This is a genomic window from Kitasatospora sp. NPDC004614 (genome assembly GCF_042873675.1).
Taxonomy (GTDB): domain Bacteria; phylum Actinomycetota; class Actinomycetes; order Streptomycetales; family Streptomycetaceae; genus Kitasatospora.
Genome location: NZ_JBIALR010000018.1, coordinates 13787 through 30803, shown reverse-complemented (window position 1 = coordinate 30803; position 17017 = coordinate 13787). Strand labels below are relative to the sequence as shown.

General features: G+C 73.5%; 13 protein-coding genes. 1 reads left to right on the top strand and 12 read right to left on the bottom strand.

Annotated features, from left to right (window positions below; all coding sequences use genetic code 11):
* Window positions 1-167 precede the first annotated feature (167 nt).
* From ACFYST_RS28965 to ACFYST_RS28945, 5 genes are all read right to left on the bottom strand, one after another.
* Window positions 168-1058 carry a hypothetical protein gene (locus ACFYST_RS28965; protein ID WP_387866597.1) on the bottom strand — a complete coding sequence of 297 codons (891 nt, stop codon included), beginning with the start codon at window positions 1056-1058 and terminating at the stop codon, window positions 168-170.
* The gene (locus tag ACFYST_RS28960; protein WP_387648728.1) at window positions 1055-1588 is read right to left on the bottom strand and encodes a SigE family RNA polymerase sigma factor; all 534 of its coding nucleotides are present in this window, start codon (window positions 1586-1588) and stop codon (window positions 1055-1057) included. Before ACFYST_RS28960 ends, ACFYST_RS28965 begins: the two co-directional genes overlap by 4 nt.
* Window positions 1589-1704: 116 nt before the next feature.
* Entirely contained in the window at window positions 1705-3009 is a 1305-nt protein-coding gene (locus ACFYST_RS28955; protein WP_387866595.1) for an AI-2E family transporter, read from the bottom strand.
* A gap of 34 nt (window positions 3010-3043) precedes the next feature.
* The gene (locus tag ACFYST_RS28950; RefSeq protein WP_387648722.1) at window positions 3044-3238 is read right to left on the bottom strand and encodes a DUF3046 domain-containing protein; all 195 of its coding nucleotides are present in this window, start codon (window positions 3236-3238) and stop codon (window positions 3044-3046) included.
* A 25-nt stretch (window positions 3239-3263) separates the two neighbouring features.
* On the bottom strand, window positions 3264-4799 hold the full coding sequence (locus ACFYST_RS28945) for a S8 family serine peptidase (RefSeq protein WP_387648720.1): 1536 nt from the start codon (window positions 4797-4799) through the stop codon (window positions 3264-3266).
* A gap of 150 nt (window positions 4800-4949) precedes the next feature.
* Between ACFYST_RS28945 and ACFYST_RS28940 the strand changes: the two genes are divergently transcribed.
* Window positions 4950-9566, top strand: coding sequence for an ATP-dependent helicase (locus tag ACFYST_RS28940; protein WP_387648717.1), 4617 nt, complete (start codon window positions 4950-4952; stop codon window positions 9564-9566).
* A gap of 70 nt (window positions 9567-9636) precedes the next feature.
* Here ACFYST_RS28940 and ACFYST_RS28935 read toward each other — a convergent pair whose 3' ends face one another.
* From ACFYST_RS28935 to ACFYST_RS28905, 7 genes are all read right to left on the bottom strand, one after another.
* Window positions 9637-9906: a hypothetical protein gene (locus tag ACFYST_RS28935; RefSeq protein WP_387648714.1), complete on the bottom strand. Its 270-nt coding sequence runs from the start codon at window positions 9904-9906 to the stop codon at window positions 9637-9639.
* A gap of 52 nt (window positions 9907-9958) precedes the next feature.
* Entirely contained in the window at window positions 9959-10327 is a 369-nt protein-coding gene (locus tag ACFYST_RS28930) for a helix-turn-helix domain-containing protein (protein ID WP_030457965.1), read from the bottom strand.
* A gap of 316 nt (window positions 10328-10643) precedes the next feature.
* Window positions 10644-11129, bottom strand: coding sequence for a CinA family protein (locus ACFYST_RS28925; RefSeq protein WP_387866593.1), 486 nt, complete (start codon window positions 11127-11129; stop codon window positions 10644-10646).
* On the bottom strand, window positions 11122-11757 hold the full coding sequence (gene pgsA, locus ACFYST_RS28920) for a CDP-diacylglycerol--glycerol-3-phosphate 3-phosphatidyltransferase (RefSeq protein WP_387648709.1): 636 nt from the start codon (window positions 11755-11757) through the stop codon (window positions 11122-11124). The genes ACFYST_RS28925 and pgsA overlap by 8 nt, the downstream gene beginning before the upstream one ends.
* Window positions 11754-13208 (bottom strand): 30S ribosomal protein S12 methylthiotransferase RimO, encoded by a 1455-nt coding sequence (gene rimO, locus ACFYST_RS28915; RefSeq protein WP_387866591.1) that lies wholly within the window; start codon window positions 13206-13208, stop codon window positions 11754-11756. Before rimO ends, pgsA begins: the two co-directional genes overlap by 4 nt.
* A 72-nt stretch (window positions 13209-13280) precedes the next feature.
* A complete protein-coding gene (locus ACFYST_RS28910) occupies window positions 13281-14174 on the bottom strand; it encodes a helix-turn-helix domain-containing protein (RefSeq protein ID WP_387648704.1) in 894 nt (297 codons plus the stop codon).
* 132 nt (window positions 14175-14306) lie between these two features.
* Complete coding sequence (locus tag ACFYST_RS28905) at window positions 14307-16976, bottom strand: DNA translocase FtsK (RefSeq protein ID WP_387866588.1); 2670 nt, start codon at window positions 16974-16976, stop codon at window positions 14307-14309.
* Between the last annotated feature and the right edge of the window lie 41 nt (window positions 16977-17017).

The window sequence follows — 17017 nt, the reverse complement described above, 5'->3', positions numbered from 1 at the left end:
GCGCGTCCCACCGACAAACGGCCCAGATCGGGCTCGGCCTGTGGAAAACTCTGCGCCGAAGCGTACAAAGAACACACGTTCGAATCCAGTCGAAGGTCACCCGACACACCGCGGCCCCGCCCCCCGAACCTCCGGGGACGGGGCCGCGACAGCGCACCGGCCGCTGCTTATCCGTGCTGGCCGGAGTCCGTCGGCGTGCCGCTCTGCTGGCCGGCGAACCGCCAGTCGCCGACGCCCTCGGTGGGCCGCGTCTGCACCCCGTTCACCTGGTACTGGGAGTCCGCGGGGCTGTTCCCGGTCTGCGGCGCGCCACTGGCGCCCTGGCCCGGCTGGCACCCGTCCCCCTTGGCGGGCGCCGGGCCGACGATCGACAGGGTGACCGTGTTCTGCGGCACGCCGGGCGTGCCCGCCCCGTCGAAGACGCTCAGCTGGACGCTCCTCGTCTGCTGCCCAGCAGTCTTCCCGGGCGCCGGGATGCCGGCCAGCGTGTCGCGCTTCTGCCGCGCCCCGTCGACGGTCGAGTACAGGTCGATGATGTCATCGGTGGAGCTCCAGGACTTCTGGACGGACGCCTCCGTCGGCTTCTCGAGCGACGGGTCCGCGGCGTGGCGCTCCTGCCAGATCGCCACCGCCTGCTCATACGCCTTCTCCTTCGGGGCGAGCGGCCAGTGCGACTTCCAGACCTGCCACTTCTTGCCCTCGGTGGTGCCCTCCGTGACCATCTGCCGCTGGGGCTTGAGCGGGTCCCGCCCGTCGGCCTGCGGCTTCGCCGACGCTCCCGCGCAGTCGCCGGCGGCGGCCTGGACCGCCTGCGCGTTCGAACCGTTCCCGCCGAAGCCGTACAGGCCCGCGGCCGTGCCGCCGCCCAGCGCCACCACCGAGGCCAGCGTGAGCGCGCCGAGCATCGTGCGGCGCCGGCGCCGGATCCGCCGTCCGCCGTCCAGGATGCCGTCGACCGGCACCGGGCCGATCGTCACGGCCTCCGCTGCCGCCGCGAGCCCCAGCTCGACCGGCTGGTCCCCACCGACCTCGGGCATTCCGTTCTCCCCCGCAGTCATACCGCACCTCCCACACGCGTCATGTCCGTCAGTTCCTTCAGCCCCGCGGTCGCCCGCAGTTTCGCTATCCCCTTGGCCGCGTGGCTGCGCACGGCCCCCGTCGAGCAGCCCATGGCGGCGGCCGCCTGGCTGTCGGTCAGGTCTTCCCAGTGCCGGAGCACCACGGCCTCGCGCTGCCGGGGCGGCAGTGCGGCGAGTGCCGTCAGCAGCACCCGGCGCTGGTCGGAGCGGGCGTACCCGTCCTCGGTCCCGGCGGTGTCCGGCACGGCGTCGACGAGCACTTCCGGTGCACGGCGCCGGAAGCGGCGGGCGTGCTGGTTGATCATGATCCGACGCACGTAGCTGTGCGCGTCGTCGGCACGGCGCACCTTCGACCAGGCCGCGCAGGTCCGCTCCGCCGCCGATTGCGCGAGGTCCTCGGCCGCGTGCTGGTCACCGGTCAGCAGGTACGCCGTCCGCAGCAGCCAGGGCCAGGCGCCGACGATGAACGCCCGGAACTCCTCGTCCGGACCGATCTGTTTGTCGCCCATGAACACCTCCTCGCCCATCAAGAGCCCAGCGGTGGGGCAAACCGCTTACTCATGCGACGACCGACCTGCCGGACGTCTCCGGACGGCAGGTCGGTCGTGGTGCGGGGTGCGGGTGGTCAGACCTCGGAGCGGCGCTCCTCCGGCTCCGCGCCGGCGTCGGCCGGCCCGCCGCTCACCATCTGCCGCAGTCGCCGCACGGCCTCCCGTCGCCGCTGGCGGCGCTCCTCGCCGCGGTCGATCCGCGGGTCGTCCTCGACCTCGTAGCGCCGCACGTAGGTGCCGACGAAGCCCTGCAGGGTGGCGGCGGCGGGGATGGCGATCAGTGCGCCGACCGCGCCGAGCAGCGCGGCGCCGGCGATCACCGCGCCGAAGGCGACGGCGGGGTGGACGTCGACGGTCTTGGCGGTGATCCGCGGGTGCAGCAGGTAGTTCTCGATCTGCTGGTAGACGATCACGAAGCCGAGCACCCACACGGCGTCCACCGGCTGGCCGGTGAGCGCGACCAGGACGGGCAGCGCGCCCGCCAGGTAGGTGCCGATGGTGGGGACGAACTGCGACATGACGCCGACCCAGACGCTGAGCGCGGCCGCGTACGGCAGTCCGATGATCGTGAAGAACGCCCAGTGCCCGAGGGTGGAGACCAGCGCCAGCACCGCCCGGGAGTACAGGTAGCCGCCGGTCTTGGCGAGCGCGATCTCCCAGGCGCGCAGCACCTCGGCCTGCTTGGTGGGCGGCAGCATCGAGCAGACGGTGCGCCGCACCCGGGGGCCTTCGGCGGTGAAGTAGAAGGTGAACAGGCCGACGGTGAAGGCCTGGAAGAGCCCGCCGACCACGGTGCCGGTGACGCCCCAGACGTTGTCGGCGGCCTGCTGGGCGTACTTCTCGATGGTGCCGGAGTCCTTGAGCACCTGGTGCTGGAGCTGGTCGAGGGACAGCTCGGTGTGGAAGGTGTGGTTGATCCAGTCGATCAGGTCGTGCAGCATCTGCGGCAGCTTCCCCGCGACCTGGGTGACCTGGTCGACCATCAGGGTGCCGAGCGCGGTGAGGAAGCCGGCGACGGCCAGGCCGACGCCGATGAACACCAGGAAGGTGCCGACGCCGCGGCGCACGCCGCGGGCGGCCATCCGGTCGACGGCGGGTTCCATCGCGAGCGACAGGAAGAACGCGACCAGCAGCATCACGAACAGGTTGATCAGCTGGTGGAAGGCCCAGTCGGCGAGCTGGAACAGGCCGACGCCCACCAGTGCGAGCAGCATCGCCTTGGGCAGCCAGCGCGGCATCGCACCGCTGCCGGCGCCACCGCGGCGCAGCCGGTGGCCGGTGGGGTCGGCGGTGTCGCCGCCGCTCTGTGCGCCCGGCGGGGCGCTCACGGGGAGGTGTTCGTCGGAAAGCTGGTCGGGGGTCTCTGCACTGCTGGCCACCGACCAAGTCTCACCCAACGGCCGGAGAATCGGGTCACCGCAGCTGTGCGGACACTCCCTGGGTGACGCAGACCACTCGCCACACGTCCTTGGCCTCCCAGCCGGCGTCCAGTGCCTGGCGGACGGTGCGGCCGTCGAGTTCGGCCATCACGTGGTCCTGGGCGAAGGACTCCGCGTACGCCTCGCCGAAGTGCAGGTGCATCCGTCGCCAGAATTCGGTCAGCCTCATGCGCCCAGTATCCGGTACCGGCAGGTCAGTGCGGCAGGGCGAGGATGCCGGAACCGTAGTAGTCGCGGTTCTCGCAGCCGACCGGCAGGGTCTGCACGCAGTTGCCGTCGGCGGCCCGGGTGAGCGCGGCGGTGATCCGGTCGGGGTCCCAGTCGGGGTGTTGGGCGGCGACCACGGCGACGGCGCCGGTGACGTGGGCGGCGGACATCGAGGTGCCGGCCAGGGCGGCGTACTTGCCGCCGGGCCAGTCGGAGATGACGGCGCCGTCGGTGCCGCCGTCCGGGTCGCCGCCGGGTGCGGTGAGGGAGATCCGGCCCCGGCCGTAGTTGCTGTAGGAGGCGGGCAAGCCGTTGCGGTCGACGGCGCCGACGGTGACCACGCCGGGCAGTTCGCCGGGCAGCCGGATGCATTCGGTGCCGAGTTCGCGGTCCTGCGGGGGGCCGCCGGTGCGGTCGTTGGGGCTGCGGTGGTCGGGCCGGGTGGCGGCGAGGTCCTGGGCGTCGTTGCCGGCCGAGGCGACCACCACGGCGCCCTTGCGCTGGGCGTAGGCGACGGCGCGGCCGACGGCGGCGATCAGCGCGGCCTGGTCGGCGTCCTCGGGGCAGTTGTACTTCCACGGGTCGGCGAAGTAGCTGTCGTTGATGGCGCGGGCGCCGTGGTCGGTGGCCCAGAGCATGCCGCAGACGATGTTCTCCGCGTAGTACTGGCCGAGCGGGCCGAGCAGCCGGACGGCGGCGATCCGCACGCCGGGGGCGACGCCGGTGACGCCGTGGCCGTCGCGGGCGGCGCCGACGATGCCGGCGACGTGGGTGCCGTGGCCGCTCTCGTTGATGGCCGGGTCGGGCCGCCAGGCGCCGCTGCGGGAGTCGGGGCGGCCGTCGGCGCAGGACGCGGAGGCGGCGGGGTCGACGGCCTCGCGCAGGTCGGGGTGGGTGTCGTCGACGCCCGAGTCGAGCACCGCGACGGTGACCTGGGACAGCTGCTGGGCGGTGGGGACGGCGCCGGTGCGGTCGGCGGAGCGGTCGGCCGGGCGGTCCAGCGGCGGGTGCAGCAGCGCGGCGTGGCCGACGGGGCGTTCGACGGCGCCGATCATGGCGAGGTTCCAGTCGCTGTGCTCGCCCGGGTCGGGGACGGTGGCGGTGCTGTCGTCCTGGGCCTCGATCGCGTCGGTGGTGCCGGCACCCGGTCCGAAGGCGGCGCCGGCCAGCGGCCGGGGCGGGGACGGCACGGGAACGGTGCGGGTGGCGCCGACCGCGGCTATCCCGGGCCGGGCGCGCAGCTTCTCGGCGAACCTGCCGTCGGCATAGGCGAGCACGGCGCCGATCTGCGGGTAGCCCTGGACGACCTGCCCGCCGGCCGCCCGGACCTGGTCGGCGGCGTGGTCGGCGCCCTGGGCGTCGGCGCGCTCGTCCAGCACCAGGTAGCTGAGGTAGCTGCTGTCGGTGCCGGTGACGTAGGGGACGGCTCCGCCGAGCAGCAGTCCGGAGAGCAGGGTGGCGCCGAGGATGCGGGCGCTGCGGCGCCGTGGGGTGCTGTCGGGGGCCTGGCTCACCTGCTCCATCGCACGCTCCGCTCGTCGGCCGGGCCGGACGCCCGAGGGGCCGGGCGTCCGGTTCCTCACGATATGAGCGATTTATACGATTTGCTGAGCGGGCTGCGGCAGACGGTGACCACCCCCTGACCTGTCAGCGCGTCGGGGCACCATGGGTGCATGGCCACCTCCGTCCCCGCCCCGTCCCCGAACCCACTGGACGGCTTCGCGCCGGCCACCCGGTCCTGGTTCACCGGCGCGTTCGCCGCCCCCACCGAGGCCCAGTCCCGGGCCTGGGCGGCGATCCGGCTGGAGACGGACGTCCTGGTGGTCGCCCCGACCGGCTCCGGCAAGACCCTGGCGGCCTTCCTGTCCGCCCTGGACCGGCTCAGCTCCACCCCGCCCCCGGCCGACCCCAAGCGCCGCTGCCGGGTGCTCTACATCTCCCCGCTGAAGGCCCTCGCGGTGGACGTCGAACGCAACCTGCGCGCCCCGCTGGCGGGCCTGCGGCAGGCCAGCGTCCGGCTCGGCCTGCCCGAGCCCGAGGTGCAGGTCGGCATCCGCTCCGGCGACACCCCCGCCGCCGACCGCCGCAAGTTCGCCACCCACCCGCCGGACATCCTGATCACCACCCCCGAGTCGCTGTTCCTGCTGCTCACCTCCGCCTCCCGGGAGGCGCTGCGCGGCATCGACACGGTGATCCTGGACGAGGTGCACGCGGTGGCCGGCACCAAGCGCGGCGCGCACCTGGCGCTCAGCCTGGAGCGACTGGACGAGCTGCTGGACCGCCCGGCCCGCCGGATCGGCCTGTCCGCCACCGTCCGCCCGGTCGAGGAGGTCGCCCGCTACCTGAGCCCGCAGCGCGGCGCGGCAATCGTCCAGCCCGGCAGCGACAAGCGTTTCGACCTGTCCGTGGTGGTGCCCGTCCCCGACCTCGCCGACCTGCCCGCCACGCCCGCCGAGGAGTCCGACCCGCAGCGGCAAAGCTCGATCTGGCCGCACGTCGAGGAGCGGATCGTCGACCTGGTGCAGGCACACCGCTCGACCATCGTGTTCGCCAACTCCCGCCGCCTCGCCGAGCGGCTGTGCAACCGGCTGAACGAGATCGCCTACGAGCGGGCCACCGGTGCCCCGCTGCCCGAGTCGCACGCCCCCGCCGAGCTGATGGGCGGCTCCGGCGCCGCCGCCGGCGCCCCGCCGCTGCTGGCCCGGGCGCACCACGGCTCGGTGTCCAAGGAGCAGCGCGCCCTGGTCGAGGAGGAGCTGAAGGCCGGCCGGCTGCCCGCCGTGGTCGCCACCTCCAGCCTGGAACTGGGCATCGACATGGGCGCCGTCGACCTGGTGGTGCAGGTCGAGTCACCGCCCTCGGTGGCCTCCGGCCTGCAGCGGGTCGGCCGGGCCGGGCACCAGGTCGGCGCGGTCTCCACCGGCGTGGTCTTCCCCAAGTACCGGGGCGACCTGGTGCAGTCCGCCGTGGTCACCGAACGGATGCGCTCCGGCGGCATCGAGGCCCTGCGGGTGCCCCGCAACCCGCTGGACGTGCTCGCCCAGCAGCTGGTCGCGACGACCGCCCTGGACACCTGGGACGTGGACGAGCTGCTCGCGCTCTGCCGCCGCGCCGCCCCGTTCGCCACCCTCCCGCAGTCCGCGTTCGACGGCGTCCTCGACATGCTGGCCGGCCGCTACCCGTCCGACGCCTTCGCCGAGCTGCGCCCCCGCCTGGTCTGGGACCGCGTCGCCGGCACCGTCACCGGCCGCCCAGGCGCCCAGCGCCTCGCCGTCACCTCCGGCGGCACCATCCCCGACCGCGGCCTGTTCGGCGTCTTCATCGCCGGCGCAGACCCGAAGAAGGGCGGCGGCCGGGTCGGAGAGCTCGACGAGGAGATGGTCTACGAGTCCCGGGTCGGCGACGTGTTCACCCTCGGCACCACCTCCTGGCGGATCGAGGAGATCACCCACGACAAGGTGCTGGTCACCCCCGCCCCCGGCATCCCCGGCCGGCTGCCGTTCTGGAAGGGCGACTCGCTCGGCCGCCCGCTCGAACTCGGCCGCGCCGTGGGCGCGTTCGTCCGCGAGGTCGGCGCGATGGAGCCCGCCGCCGCCACCGCCCGGCTCCGCGAGGCCGGCCTGGACGACTGGGCGTCCGGCAACCTGCTCGCCTACCTCGCCGAACAGCGCGAGTCCTGCGGCCACCTGCCCGACGACCGCACCATCGTGGTGGAACGCTTCCGCGACGAGCTCGGCGACTGGCGCATCATCATCCACTCCCCCTTCGGCGCCCAGGTGCACGCCCCGTGGGCGCTGGCCATCGGCGCCCGCCTGCGGGAGAAGCACGGCCTCGACCCGCAGGTGATGCACGGCGACGACGGCATCGTGCTGCGCCTGCCCGACGCCGACCTGCTGGCCGACTTCCCCTCCGGCATCGCGGCGCCGCCCGCCGACGAGGCCCCGGTCGGCGCCGACGCCGCCGTCTTCGACTCCGGCGACATCGAACAGCTCGTCACCGACCAGGTCGGCGGCTCCGCCCTGTTCGCCGCCCGCTTCCGCGAGTGCGCCGGCCGCGCCCTGCTGCTGCCCCGCCGCAACCCCGGCAAGCGCACCCCGCTCTGGCAGCAGCGCCAGCGCGCCTCCCAACTCCTCGAGGTCGCCGCCGAGTACGGCTCCTTCCCGATCGTGCTGGAAGCCGTCCGCGAATGCCTGCAGGACGTCTTCGACGTCCCCGGCCTGGTCGAGCTGATGCGCGACCTGGAGTCCCGCGCCGTCCGCCTGGTCGAGGTCACCACCCCCGAACCGTCTCCGTTCGCCCGCTCCCTGCTGTTCGGCTACGTCGCCCAGTTCCTGTACGAGGGCGACTCCCCGATCGCCGAACGCCGCGCCGCCGCCCTCTCGCTGGACTCCCGGCTGCTGTCCGAACTGCTCGGCCAGGCCGAACTGCGCGAACTGCTCGACCCGAAGGTGCTCGCCGACCTGGAGGCCGAACTCCAGCGCCGCACCCCCGAGCGCCGGATCAAGGACGCCGAGGGCGTCGCCGACGCCCTGCGCCTGCTCGGCCCGCTCGGCGAGGACGAACTCACCGAACGCGGCGCCGAACCGCTCTGGGCCCTGGAACTCGAAGCCGCCCGCCGGGTCATCCAGGTCCGGATCGGCGGCCACCTGCGCTGGTCCGCCATCGAGGATGCCGGCCGCCTCCGCGACGCCCTCGGCACCCCACTGCCGGTCGGTGTCCCCGAAGCCTTCACCGAGCCCGTCAAGGACCCGCTCGGCGACCTGCTGGCCCGCTACGCCCGCACCCACGGCCCGTTCACCGCCCACGAGGCCGCCGAACGCTTCGGCCTCGGCAGCGCCGTCGTCACCGGCACCCTGCACCGCCTGACCGCCGCCGGCCGCCTGGTCCAGGGCGAGTTCAGGCCCGAAGCCACCGGCACCAGCACCACCCCCGAATGGTGCGACGCCGACGTCCTGCGCCGCCTGCGCCGCCGCTCGCTCGCCGCCCTCCGCCACGAGGTCGAAGCCGTCCCCCCGAAGGCCCTGGCCGCGTTCCTCCCCCAGTGGCAGCACCTCGCCGGGCACCGCCTGCGCGGCGCCGACGGCCTCTACCGGGTCGTCGAACAGCTCCAGGGCACCGCCCTGCCCGCCTCCGCCCTCGAGAAGCTCGTCCTGCCCGCCCGCCTCACCGACTACTCCCCCGGCCTGCTGGACGAACTGATGGCCGCCGGCGAGATCGGCTGGTCCGGCGCGGGCGCACTGCCCGGCAAGGACGGCTGGATCAGCCTCCACCTGCCCGAGAACGCCCACCTGCTGCGCCCCGAACCCCTGCCGCTCACCCCCGGCCCCGTCCACACCGCCCTGCTGGAGGCGCTCACCGGCGGCTACGGCGCGTTCTTCCGGCAGCTCGCCGAACGCGTCCCCGACACCCCGGACGCCGAGATCGTCGAAGCCCTCTGGGACTTGGTCTGGGCCGGCTACGTCACCAACGACACCCTGGCCCCCCTGCGCAACCTGCTCGGCTCCGGCCGCACCGCCGGCGCCACCGCCCACCGGGCGCCCCGCTCCACCCCGCGCGGCCGCTACGGCGGCGCGGGCCGCGGCCTGGCCCGCCCCAGCTCCCGCTCCGGCCCGCCGACGGCCGCCGGCCGCTGGTCCCTGCTGCCGTCCTTCGGCGGCGACCCGACCGTACGGGCCGCCGCCCAGGCCCAGGCCCTGCTGGACCGCCACGGCATCCTCACCCGCGGCACCGTCACCGCCGAACGCGTCCCCGGCGGCTTCGCCGGCGTCTACCGCGTCCTGGCCGCCTACGAGGAACGCGGCAAGGCCCGCCGCGGCTACTTCGTGGAAGGCCTAGGCGGCGCGCAGTTCGCCATGGAGGGCGCCGCGGACCGCCTGCGCTCCGTCAACTCCCGCCTGGAGCGCACCAACGGCGACTGGTCCACGAGCACACCCGCGGAGGCCCCGCAGGCAATCGCACTGGCCGCCGCCGACCCCGCCAACGCGTTCGGCGCGGCGCTGCCCTGGCCGGAACCCCCCGCGGACACCACCGGCGCCCACCGCCCCGCCCGCAAGGCCGGTTCGCTGGTCGCCCTGGTCGACGGCGAGCTGGTCCTCTACCTCGAACGAGGCGGCAAGTCACTGCTCACCTGGTCCACCGACGCCCCGACCGTCACCGCGGCCCTCACCGCCCTGTCCCAACCCCTCACCATCGAACGCGTCAACGGCCACCCCGCCCTCACCAGCCCCCTGGGCCCCCACCTGGAAACGGCCGGATTCCACCCCACACCCAAGGGCTACCGGATTCGGTGAAGCAACCAGGGGAGCGGGGAACTGCGCGACAAGCGCACACCACGTCCGCAAGGTCGCGCTCAAGTGCAAGTCACTCTCCCGCGTCGCGATCTTGCGGTTGGGTGCCTTCCGCTTCGCGCAGTTCCCCGCGCCCCCGGTTTCGCACCCGCTCGCTCTGCTCTCCCCGGTTTCGCAACGTCCGCGCGTGCACCGGAATGAGCCCCGCCCCCCACCAGCCCGCCGCAAGCATGCCGAGGGCGGCACCGCCATCTCTCGCGGTGCCGCCCGTAAGCAGCAGTATCAGACCCAGGCCCACCAGTGCTGTCGCACCCAGCAGCAGCGCTCTGCGCAACGCGGGCATTGCGCCCCTCCTTCACCCGGCGCTCCGCGAGTGCGGAACGGTCGAGGTCCGGTCAGGCCGCCACCACGTCCATCGCCGCCTTGGGCGAGATGGATCCGGACCGGTCGACGCCGGGGGCCGGCAGCGGAACCGGTTCGAGCACCGGCCTCAACAGGTCACCCTCGGAGAGGGTGGCCATCGCCGCAAGTTCGGCGAGCGACAGTTCGTCGCTGACCTCGCGCATGACCTCCGACATCCGCACGTCGAGTGCGTCGCAGATGGCGGAGAGCAACTCGGAGGACGCCTCCTTCTGACCCCGCTCGACCTCGGAGAGGTACCCGAGCGAAACCCTGGCGGCTGCCGACACCTCGCGGAGTGTGCGGCCCTGGCGCTGGCGCTGCCGACGCAGCACATCGCCAAGCAGGCGACGGAGCAGAATCATCGGTGCCTCCCTCCTCGGACTGCGGATCGAGATGTCACGACCCCACCGTACCGCCTTGTCCGTGTCCCGTGCGGGGACCGGGGTCGTGTTCACTCTGGGCTGCAAGGCGTCCCCTCCCCTGTTCTTCCCCTTCCGGGCCGTCGAACCACCCGTGACGGGCAGATGTCCGGCTCCGGACGCCCGGTCGAATCCTGGTCGACGCGGGGGCGGTCCGACCGGGTTCGGCCCGGCCGGAGCATCCGGTGTAACACGTTCCTCCATCGGCTGCTGCGGGTTCACGGGTTTCGGCCCGCCCCGGCCCGGCTGCCGGTGATGGTCAGCCGTTGGCGTCGGGCCCGGTCAGCCGGCGCAGCAGCAGATCGAGCGCGGCGTCCACCGACTGGTGCCGGATTGTGTCACGCCCACCCGACAACCGGAGCGGCAGTGCTTCTGTTCCCCGCGCTCCGGCGAGGCCCACGTACACGGTGCCGACGGGCTGTCCGTCCTGCGGGTCGGGCCCGGCGACGCCGGTGGTGGCCAGGGCCCAGTCGGCGCCGAGCAGGTGCCGTGCCCCCTCGGCCATCTGCCGGGCCACCACGGGGTGGACCGGTCCGTACACGTCCAGCAGGCCTTCGTCCACGCCGAGCACGGAGGCCTTCAGGTCGGTGGCGTACGCGGTGACCGAGCCCCGGAACACCGCGGAGGCGCCGGGGACGTCGACCAGGGTGGCGGCCAGCAGGCCGCCGGTGAGCGACTCGGCGACGGCCAGGGTGGCGCCGTCGGCCCCCAGCGCCGCGAGCAGGCGGGCGGCGAGGTCACTCACCGCGGCGCTCCCGGGCGATGCCCTCGCGGCGCAGCCGGACCGCCTGGACCACGTAGTCGAGGCCGGTGCCGACGGTGAGGACGACGGCGATCGCCATCATCACCGCGCGGCCGGTGGCCAGCGGGCCGGTGAGCACCAGGACGTACATGCCGACGGCGATGCCCTGGGCGAGGGTCTTGAGCTTCCCGCCGCGGCTGGCCGGGATGACCGCGTAGCGGATCACCCAGAACCGCATCAGGGTGATGCCGAGTTCGCGGGCCAGGATCACGGCGGTGACCCACCAGGGCAGGTCGCCGAGGATCGACAGGCCGATCAGGCCGGCGCCCATGATCGCCTTGTCGGCGATTGGGTCGGCGATCCGGCCGAAGTCGGTGATCAGGCCCTTGCTGCGGGCCAGCGCCCCGTCGAACACGTCGGTGATCATGGCGACGGCGAACGCCGCCCAGGCGAACGCCCGCCACTTGGGGTCGTGCCCGCCGTCGGCGAACATCAGCGCCACGAAGACCGGGACCAGCAGCAGCCGGAACATCGTCAGGACGTTGGCGATGTTCCACAGGCCGGGCTGCGGCGGCGGGACGGCGGCCGGGGTCGGCCGGGTCTCGGCCGGGGCCCCCGGCCCCTTGGTCATACGTCGGCTCCGAGCTGCGTGATCGCCTCGGCGACCAGGTCGACGCCCTCGGTGCCGACCACGGTGGCCCGGTAGAACTGCCCGATCTCGGCGTCGTCGGCGCCGAGCAGGGTGGTCAGGCCGTCGGTCTCGGGGGCCTGGTGGACGGCGCGGCCCTCGACGACACCGTCCTCGATCGACTCGACCAGCACGGTGACCTCGCTGCCGACGCGCTGTTCGGCGCGCTGCGCGGTGAGTTCCTCGGCGAGCTTGGAGAGCCGGGTGACGCGGTCGTCGACCACGTCCTGGTCGAGCTTGCCGTCGTAGCCGGCGGCCTCGGTGCCGTCCTCGTCGGAGTAGCCGAAGACGCCGATGGCGTCCAGGCCGGCGTGCGTGATGAACCGTTCCAGCTCGGCGAAGTCCTCCTCGGTCTCGCCGGGGAAGCCGACGATGAAGTTGGAGCGGGCGCCGGCCTCGGGGGCCTTGGCGCGGATCGACTCCAGCAGGCCGAGGAACTGCTCGGTGGAGCCGAAGCGGCGCATCCGGCGCAGCACGGCGGGCGCGGAGTGCTGGAAGGACAGGTCGAAGTACGGCATGACCTTGTCGGTTCCGGTCATCACGTCGATCAGGCCGGGGCGCATCTCGGCGGGCTGCAGGTAGCTGACCCGGACCCGCTCGATGCCCTCGACGGCGGCGATCTCGCTGAGCAGGGTCTCCAGCAGCCGGATGTCGCCGAGGTCCTTGCCGTACGAGGTGTTGTTCTCGGAGACCAGCACGACCTCGCGCACGCCCTGACCGGCCAGCCAGACGGCCTCGTTCAGCACGTCGCTGGGGCGGCGGGAGATGAAGGAGCCGCGGAAGGCGGGGATGGCGCAGAACGAGCAGCGGCGGTCGCAGCCGGAGGCCAGCTTGATCGAGGCGACCGGGGCGTCGTCCAGGCGCTTGCGCAGGGTGCGCGGGCCGGAGGCGGGGGCGAGGCCCTCGGGGAGGTCCTCGGGGGTGCCGTGGCCGGGCAGCGCGACCTCGGCGGCGGCGGCCTGGCGTTCGACGGGGGTGAGCGGGAGCAGCTTGCGGCGGTCGCGGGGCGTGTGGGCCTCGACGTGGCCGCCGGAGAGGATGGTGTTCAGGCGGGTGGAGATGTCGGCGTAGTCGTCGAAGCCGAGGACGCCGTCGGCCTCGGGGAGGGCGTCGGCGAGTTCCTTGCCGTAGCGCTCGGCCATGCAGCCGACGGCGACCACGGCCTGGGTACGGCCGTGGCCCTTGAGGTCGTTGGCTTCGAGCAGGGCGTCGACGGAGTCCTTCTTGGCGGCCTCGACGAACCCGCAGGTGTTGACGACGGCGACATCGGCTTCGCTGGCGTCGTCGACCAGCCGCCAGCCATCGGCCTCCAGTCGCCCGGCGAGTTCCTCGGAGTCGACCTCGTTGCGGGCGCATCCGAGCGTGACCAGGGCGACAGTGCGGGGTTCAGGCATGACGCCAAGATTAACGCGCGCCCCCCGGTGGAGTTCCCCCCGGAGGGCGCGCGATCTGTTCGGGCGGCCGGATCAGCCCGCCTGCGGGTCGCCCGGGGTGTACGTGAGGTGCACCACCTGGCCGTCCTGACCGGCCGGACCGAGGTCCTTGCCGTTGACGAACAGGTGCACGGCCCCGGCGTTGCCGATCACCAGAGTGATCTTCTTCGGGTCGGTGAAGGTCTGGTCCTGGCCGGCTTCCAGGTTGTTGGAGAACAGCGACTTGCCGCTGCTGTCCTTGGCGGTGACCCAGCTCTTGTCCTGCCCGGCGACCAGCTTGACGGTGACCTTGTCGGCGGGGGCGGCGGCGACCGCTCCGGTGCCCGTCTCGGGGGCCGGCGGCTGCGCGGAGGCCTCCAGGGTGGCCGGGGCGGAGACGCCGGACGGCAGCGGGGCGCTGGCCGCGCCGGGGCCGTTGTCGGTGGAGGACGAGGAGCCGACCAGGTTGTAGCCGATCAGCACGACCACCGCGACGATCGCCAGGACCATCGCGGCGGTCCAGTTCGGGCGGCGGTGGTCGGTGACCTTGACCGGCCCGACGTCGAACAGCCGGGCCGCGGGCGCGGCGCCGCCGTGCTCGGCGTCGTAGCGGGCGACCAGCGCCTCGCCGTCCAGGCCGACCTCGCGGGCCAGCAGCCGCAGGTGGCCGCGGGCGTAGAAGGCGCCGCCGCAGCGGTCGAAGTCGTCGGACTCGACGGCGTGCACGATCGGCACCCGGATCCGGGTGCGGGTACTGACCTGGTCGACCGTCAGACCGGCGTCGATCCGGGCCCTGGCGAGCAGCCGCCCGATGCTCGGCCCGTCGGCGGCGTGACTCGGCTCCGCAGGCGGCTCTGGGTTGACGGAGGCGAGCGCGGAGGAGCCAAGGGCGGAGCGGCGGGGGAACTTGCCGATGGTCACTGGGCACGCCTTTCGAGCGGAGGCCATCTGCTGAGTAACCAGTCTAGGGGTGCTGACGTAACGTTTCTCAACCGGAGGGGGCCCGAACGTGCCACAGCCCTGCCACAGAAGTTGACGGGCGGTCACCTCGCTTCCCGGCCACCGGCGACCACCCGCCGCTCACCCCCTCAGCGTCATCAGGACCCCGTCCAGCTCGTCCGGCTTGACCAGCACGTCGCGGGCCTTGGAGCCCTCGCTGGGGCCGACGATGCCGCGCGACTCCATCAGGTCCATCAGCCGGCCGGCCTTGGCGAAGCCGACCCTCAGCTTGCGCTGGAGCATCGAGGTGGAGCCGAACTGGGTGGTGACGACCAGTTCGACGGCCTGGACCAGCAGGTCGAGGTCGTCGCCGATCTCCTCGTCGATCTCCTTCTTCGGGCCGGAGCCGACCACCACGTCGTCCCGGTAGCGGGCGGCCAGCTGGTCCTTGCAGTGCTGGACGATCCTGGCGATCTCCGCCTCGGTGACGAACGCGCCCTGCATCCGGACCGGCTTGGACGCGCCCATCGGCAGGAACAGCGCGTCGCCCTTGCCGATCAGCTTCTCCGCGCCGGGCTGGTCGAGGATGACCCGGGAGTCGGCCATCGCCGAGGTGGCGAAGGCCAGCCGGGACGGCACGTTGGCCTTGATCAGGCCGGTGACCACGTCCACCGAGGGGCGCTGGGTGGCCAGCACCAGGTGGATGCCGGCGGCGCGGGCGAGCTGGGTGATCCGGACCACCGAGTCCTCGACGTCGCGCGGGGCGACCATCATCAGGTCGGCCAGCTCGTCGACGATCACCAGCAGGTACGGGTAGGGCGTCAGCTCGCGTTCGCTGCCGAGCGGCGGCTGCACCGTGCCGGCCCGCACCGCGGCGTTGAAGTCGTCGACGTGCCGGAAGCCGTAGGCCGCCAGGTCGTCGTAGCGCATGTCCATCTCGCGCACCACCCACTGGAGGGCCTCGGCGGCCTTCTTCGGGTTGGTGATGATCGGCGTGATCAGGTGCGGGATGCCCTCGTAGGCGGTCAGCTCGACCCGCTTGGGATCGACCAGCACCATCTTGACCTCGTCGGGAGTGGCGCGCACCAGCACCGAGGTGATCAGGCAGTTGATGCAGGACGACTTGCCCGCGCCGGTGGCGCCCGCCACCAGCACGTGCGGCATCTTCGCCAGGTTGGCCATCACGGTGTGGCCCTCGACGTCCTTGCCCATGCCGACCACCATCGGGTGGGTGTCCTCGGCGGCGGTGCGCGAGCGCAGCAGGTCGCCGAGGGTGACCATCTCGCGGTCCCGGTTGGGGATCTCCACGCCGACCGCGGACTTGCCGGGGATCGGCGAGATGATCCGCACGTCGGGGGTGGCCACCGCGTAGGCGATGTTCTTCGCCAGCGCGGTGATCCGCTCGACCTTCACGGCCGGGCCGAGCTCGACCTCGTAGCGGGTGACCGTCGGACCGCGGCTGAAGCCGGTGACCCTGGCGTCCACCTTGAACTCGGCGAACACCCCGGTGAGCTGGCTGACGATGTCGTCGTTGACCTGCGAGTGGGCCTTGGCCGGGGCCCCGCGCTCCAGCAGGTCCATCGACGGCAGGGAGTAGGCGATGTCGCCGGACAGCTGGAGCTGCTCCATCCGGACAGGCGCCTCGCCGTGGCCGTCGGGCGCCTCGGACGGCCAGGGCTCCTCCGGGGGAGCGGTGTTGTCCTTCACCTGGCCGACCATGCTGGCCACGGTGGGCGAGCCGGCCACGCCGAACAGCAGCGCACCGTCCACCAGGTCCGCGGCGGCGCCGGCGGCCAGGTCGCGGGTCTGGTAGGGGTCCTTCTCGAACGAGACCGGCACCGGGGCGGACGCCTGGTCCTCGTCGCTCTTGCGGCGACGGCGCCTGCGGGGGGCCTCGTCCTCGATGGTGATCGGCAGCGCGTCGGGGTCGGCGTCCTCCGGCGGGGCGGTGGAGTACTCGCGCTCCCCGGTGCCGGGCTCGCCGTCGGCGTCCTCGTACTCGCTGGGCAGCGGCTCGGCGACGCCCAGGCGGACGCCCAGCAGGCGCAGGCGCTGCGGGATGCGGTTGATGGGGGTGGCGGTGACCACCAGCAGCCCGAAGAAGGTGAGCAGCAGCAGCAGCGGGACGGCCAGCGGCGGGCCGGCGGCGGCCATCATCGGGGTGGACACGGCCCAGCCGATCAGGCCGCCGGCCTGCCGGATCCGGGTGGCGCCGGTGCCCATCGCGGGCGCGCCGCAGCCGATGTGCACCAGGCCGAGCACGGCGATCACCAGCGCGGTCAGGCCGATCACTATCCGGCCGTTGGCCTCCGGCAGCTCGGGGTGGCGCATCAGGCGGACCGCGACGGCGCCCAGCAGGAACGGCACCAGCACGTCGAGCCGGCCGAACAGGCCGGAGACCACGGCGGTGGCGGCCTCGCCGAACCAGCCCTGCGGGCTGGCCCAGGTGCCGGCCGCGACGACCAGGGTGAGCGCCAGCAGCAGCAGCCCCACGCCGTCCTTGCGGTGCTCGGGGTGCAGGTTGCGGGCGCCGTGCCCGTAGCTGCGGAACACCGCGCCGATCGCGTGCGCCAGGCCCAGCCAGATCCGCCGGACGGCCCGGAAGAGTATCGGCCTGGGCGCGGGCGCCGCGGGTGCGGCGGCGGCCGCCTTCTTGGCCGGGGCCTTCTTCGCCGGAGCCTTCTTGGCAGCGGGCTTCGCGGCGGATTTGGCGGCGGATTTGGCGGGGGCGGCCTTCTTGGCGGCTGTCTTCTTGGCCGGCCCGGGCTTGCTGGTGCGTGCGTCGGCGCTTCCGGGCGTTCGTGTGGCCATGGGTGGCAGCCTACCGGCGCCACCGGGCCCCGGACATGCGC

Excerpts from the sequence above, each read along its gene's own strand:
- ACFYST_RS28965 (WP_387866597.1), bottom strand. The coding sequence starts at position 1,058 with ATGACTGCGGGGGAGAACGGAATGCCCGAGGTCGGTGGGGACCAGCCG.
- ACFYST_RS28960 (WP_387648728.1), bottom strand. The coding sequence starts at position 1,588 with ATGGGCGACAAACAGATCGGTCCGGACGAGGAGTTCCGGGCGTTCATC.
- ACFYST_RS28950 (WP_387648722.1), bottom strand. The coding sequence starts at position 3,238 with ATGAGGCTGACCGAATTCTGGCGACGGATGCACCTGCACTTCGGCGAG.
- ACFYST_RS28945 (WP_387648720.1), bottom strand. The coding sequence starts at position 4,799 with ATGGAGCAGGTGAGCCAGGCCCCCGACAGCACCCCACGGCGCCGCAGC.
- ACFYST_RS28940 (WP_387648717.1), top strand. The coding sequence starts at position 4,950 with ATGGCCACCTCCGTCCCCGCCCCGTCCCCGAACCCACTGGACGGCTTC.
- ACFYST_RS28935 (WP_387648714.1), bottom strand. The coding sequence starts at position 9,906 with ATGCCCGCGTTGCGCAGAGCGCTGCTGCTGGGTGCGACAGCACTGGTG.
- ACFYST_RS28930 (WP_030457965.1), bottom strand. The coding sequence starts at position 10,327 with ATGATTCTGCTCCGTCGCCTGCTTGGCGATGTGCTGCGTCGGCAGCGC.
- pgsA (WP_387648709.1), bottom strand. The coding sequence starts at position 11,757 with ATGACCAAGGGGCCGGGGGCCCCGGCCGAGACCCGGCCGACCCCGGCC.
- rimO (WP_387866591.1), bottom strand. The coding sequence starts at position 13,208 with ATGCCTGAACCCCGCACTGTCGCCCTGGTCACGCTCGGATGCGCCCGC.
- ACFYST_RS28910 (WP_387648704.1), bottom strand. The coding sequence starts at position 14,174 with ATGGCCTCCGCTCGAAAGGCGTGCCCAGTGACCATCGGCAAGTTCCCC.
- ACFYST_RS28905 (WP_387866588.1), bottom strand. The coding sequence starts at position 16,976 with ATGGCCACACGAACGCCCGGAAGCGCCGACGCACGCACCAGCAAGCCC.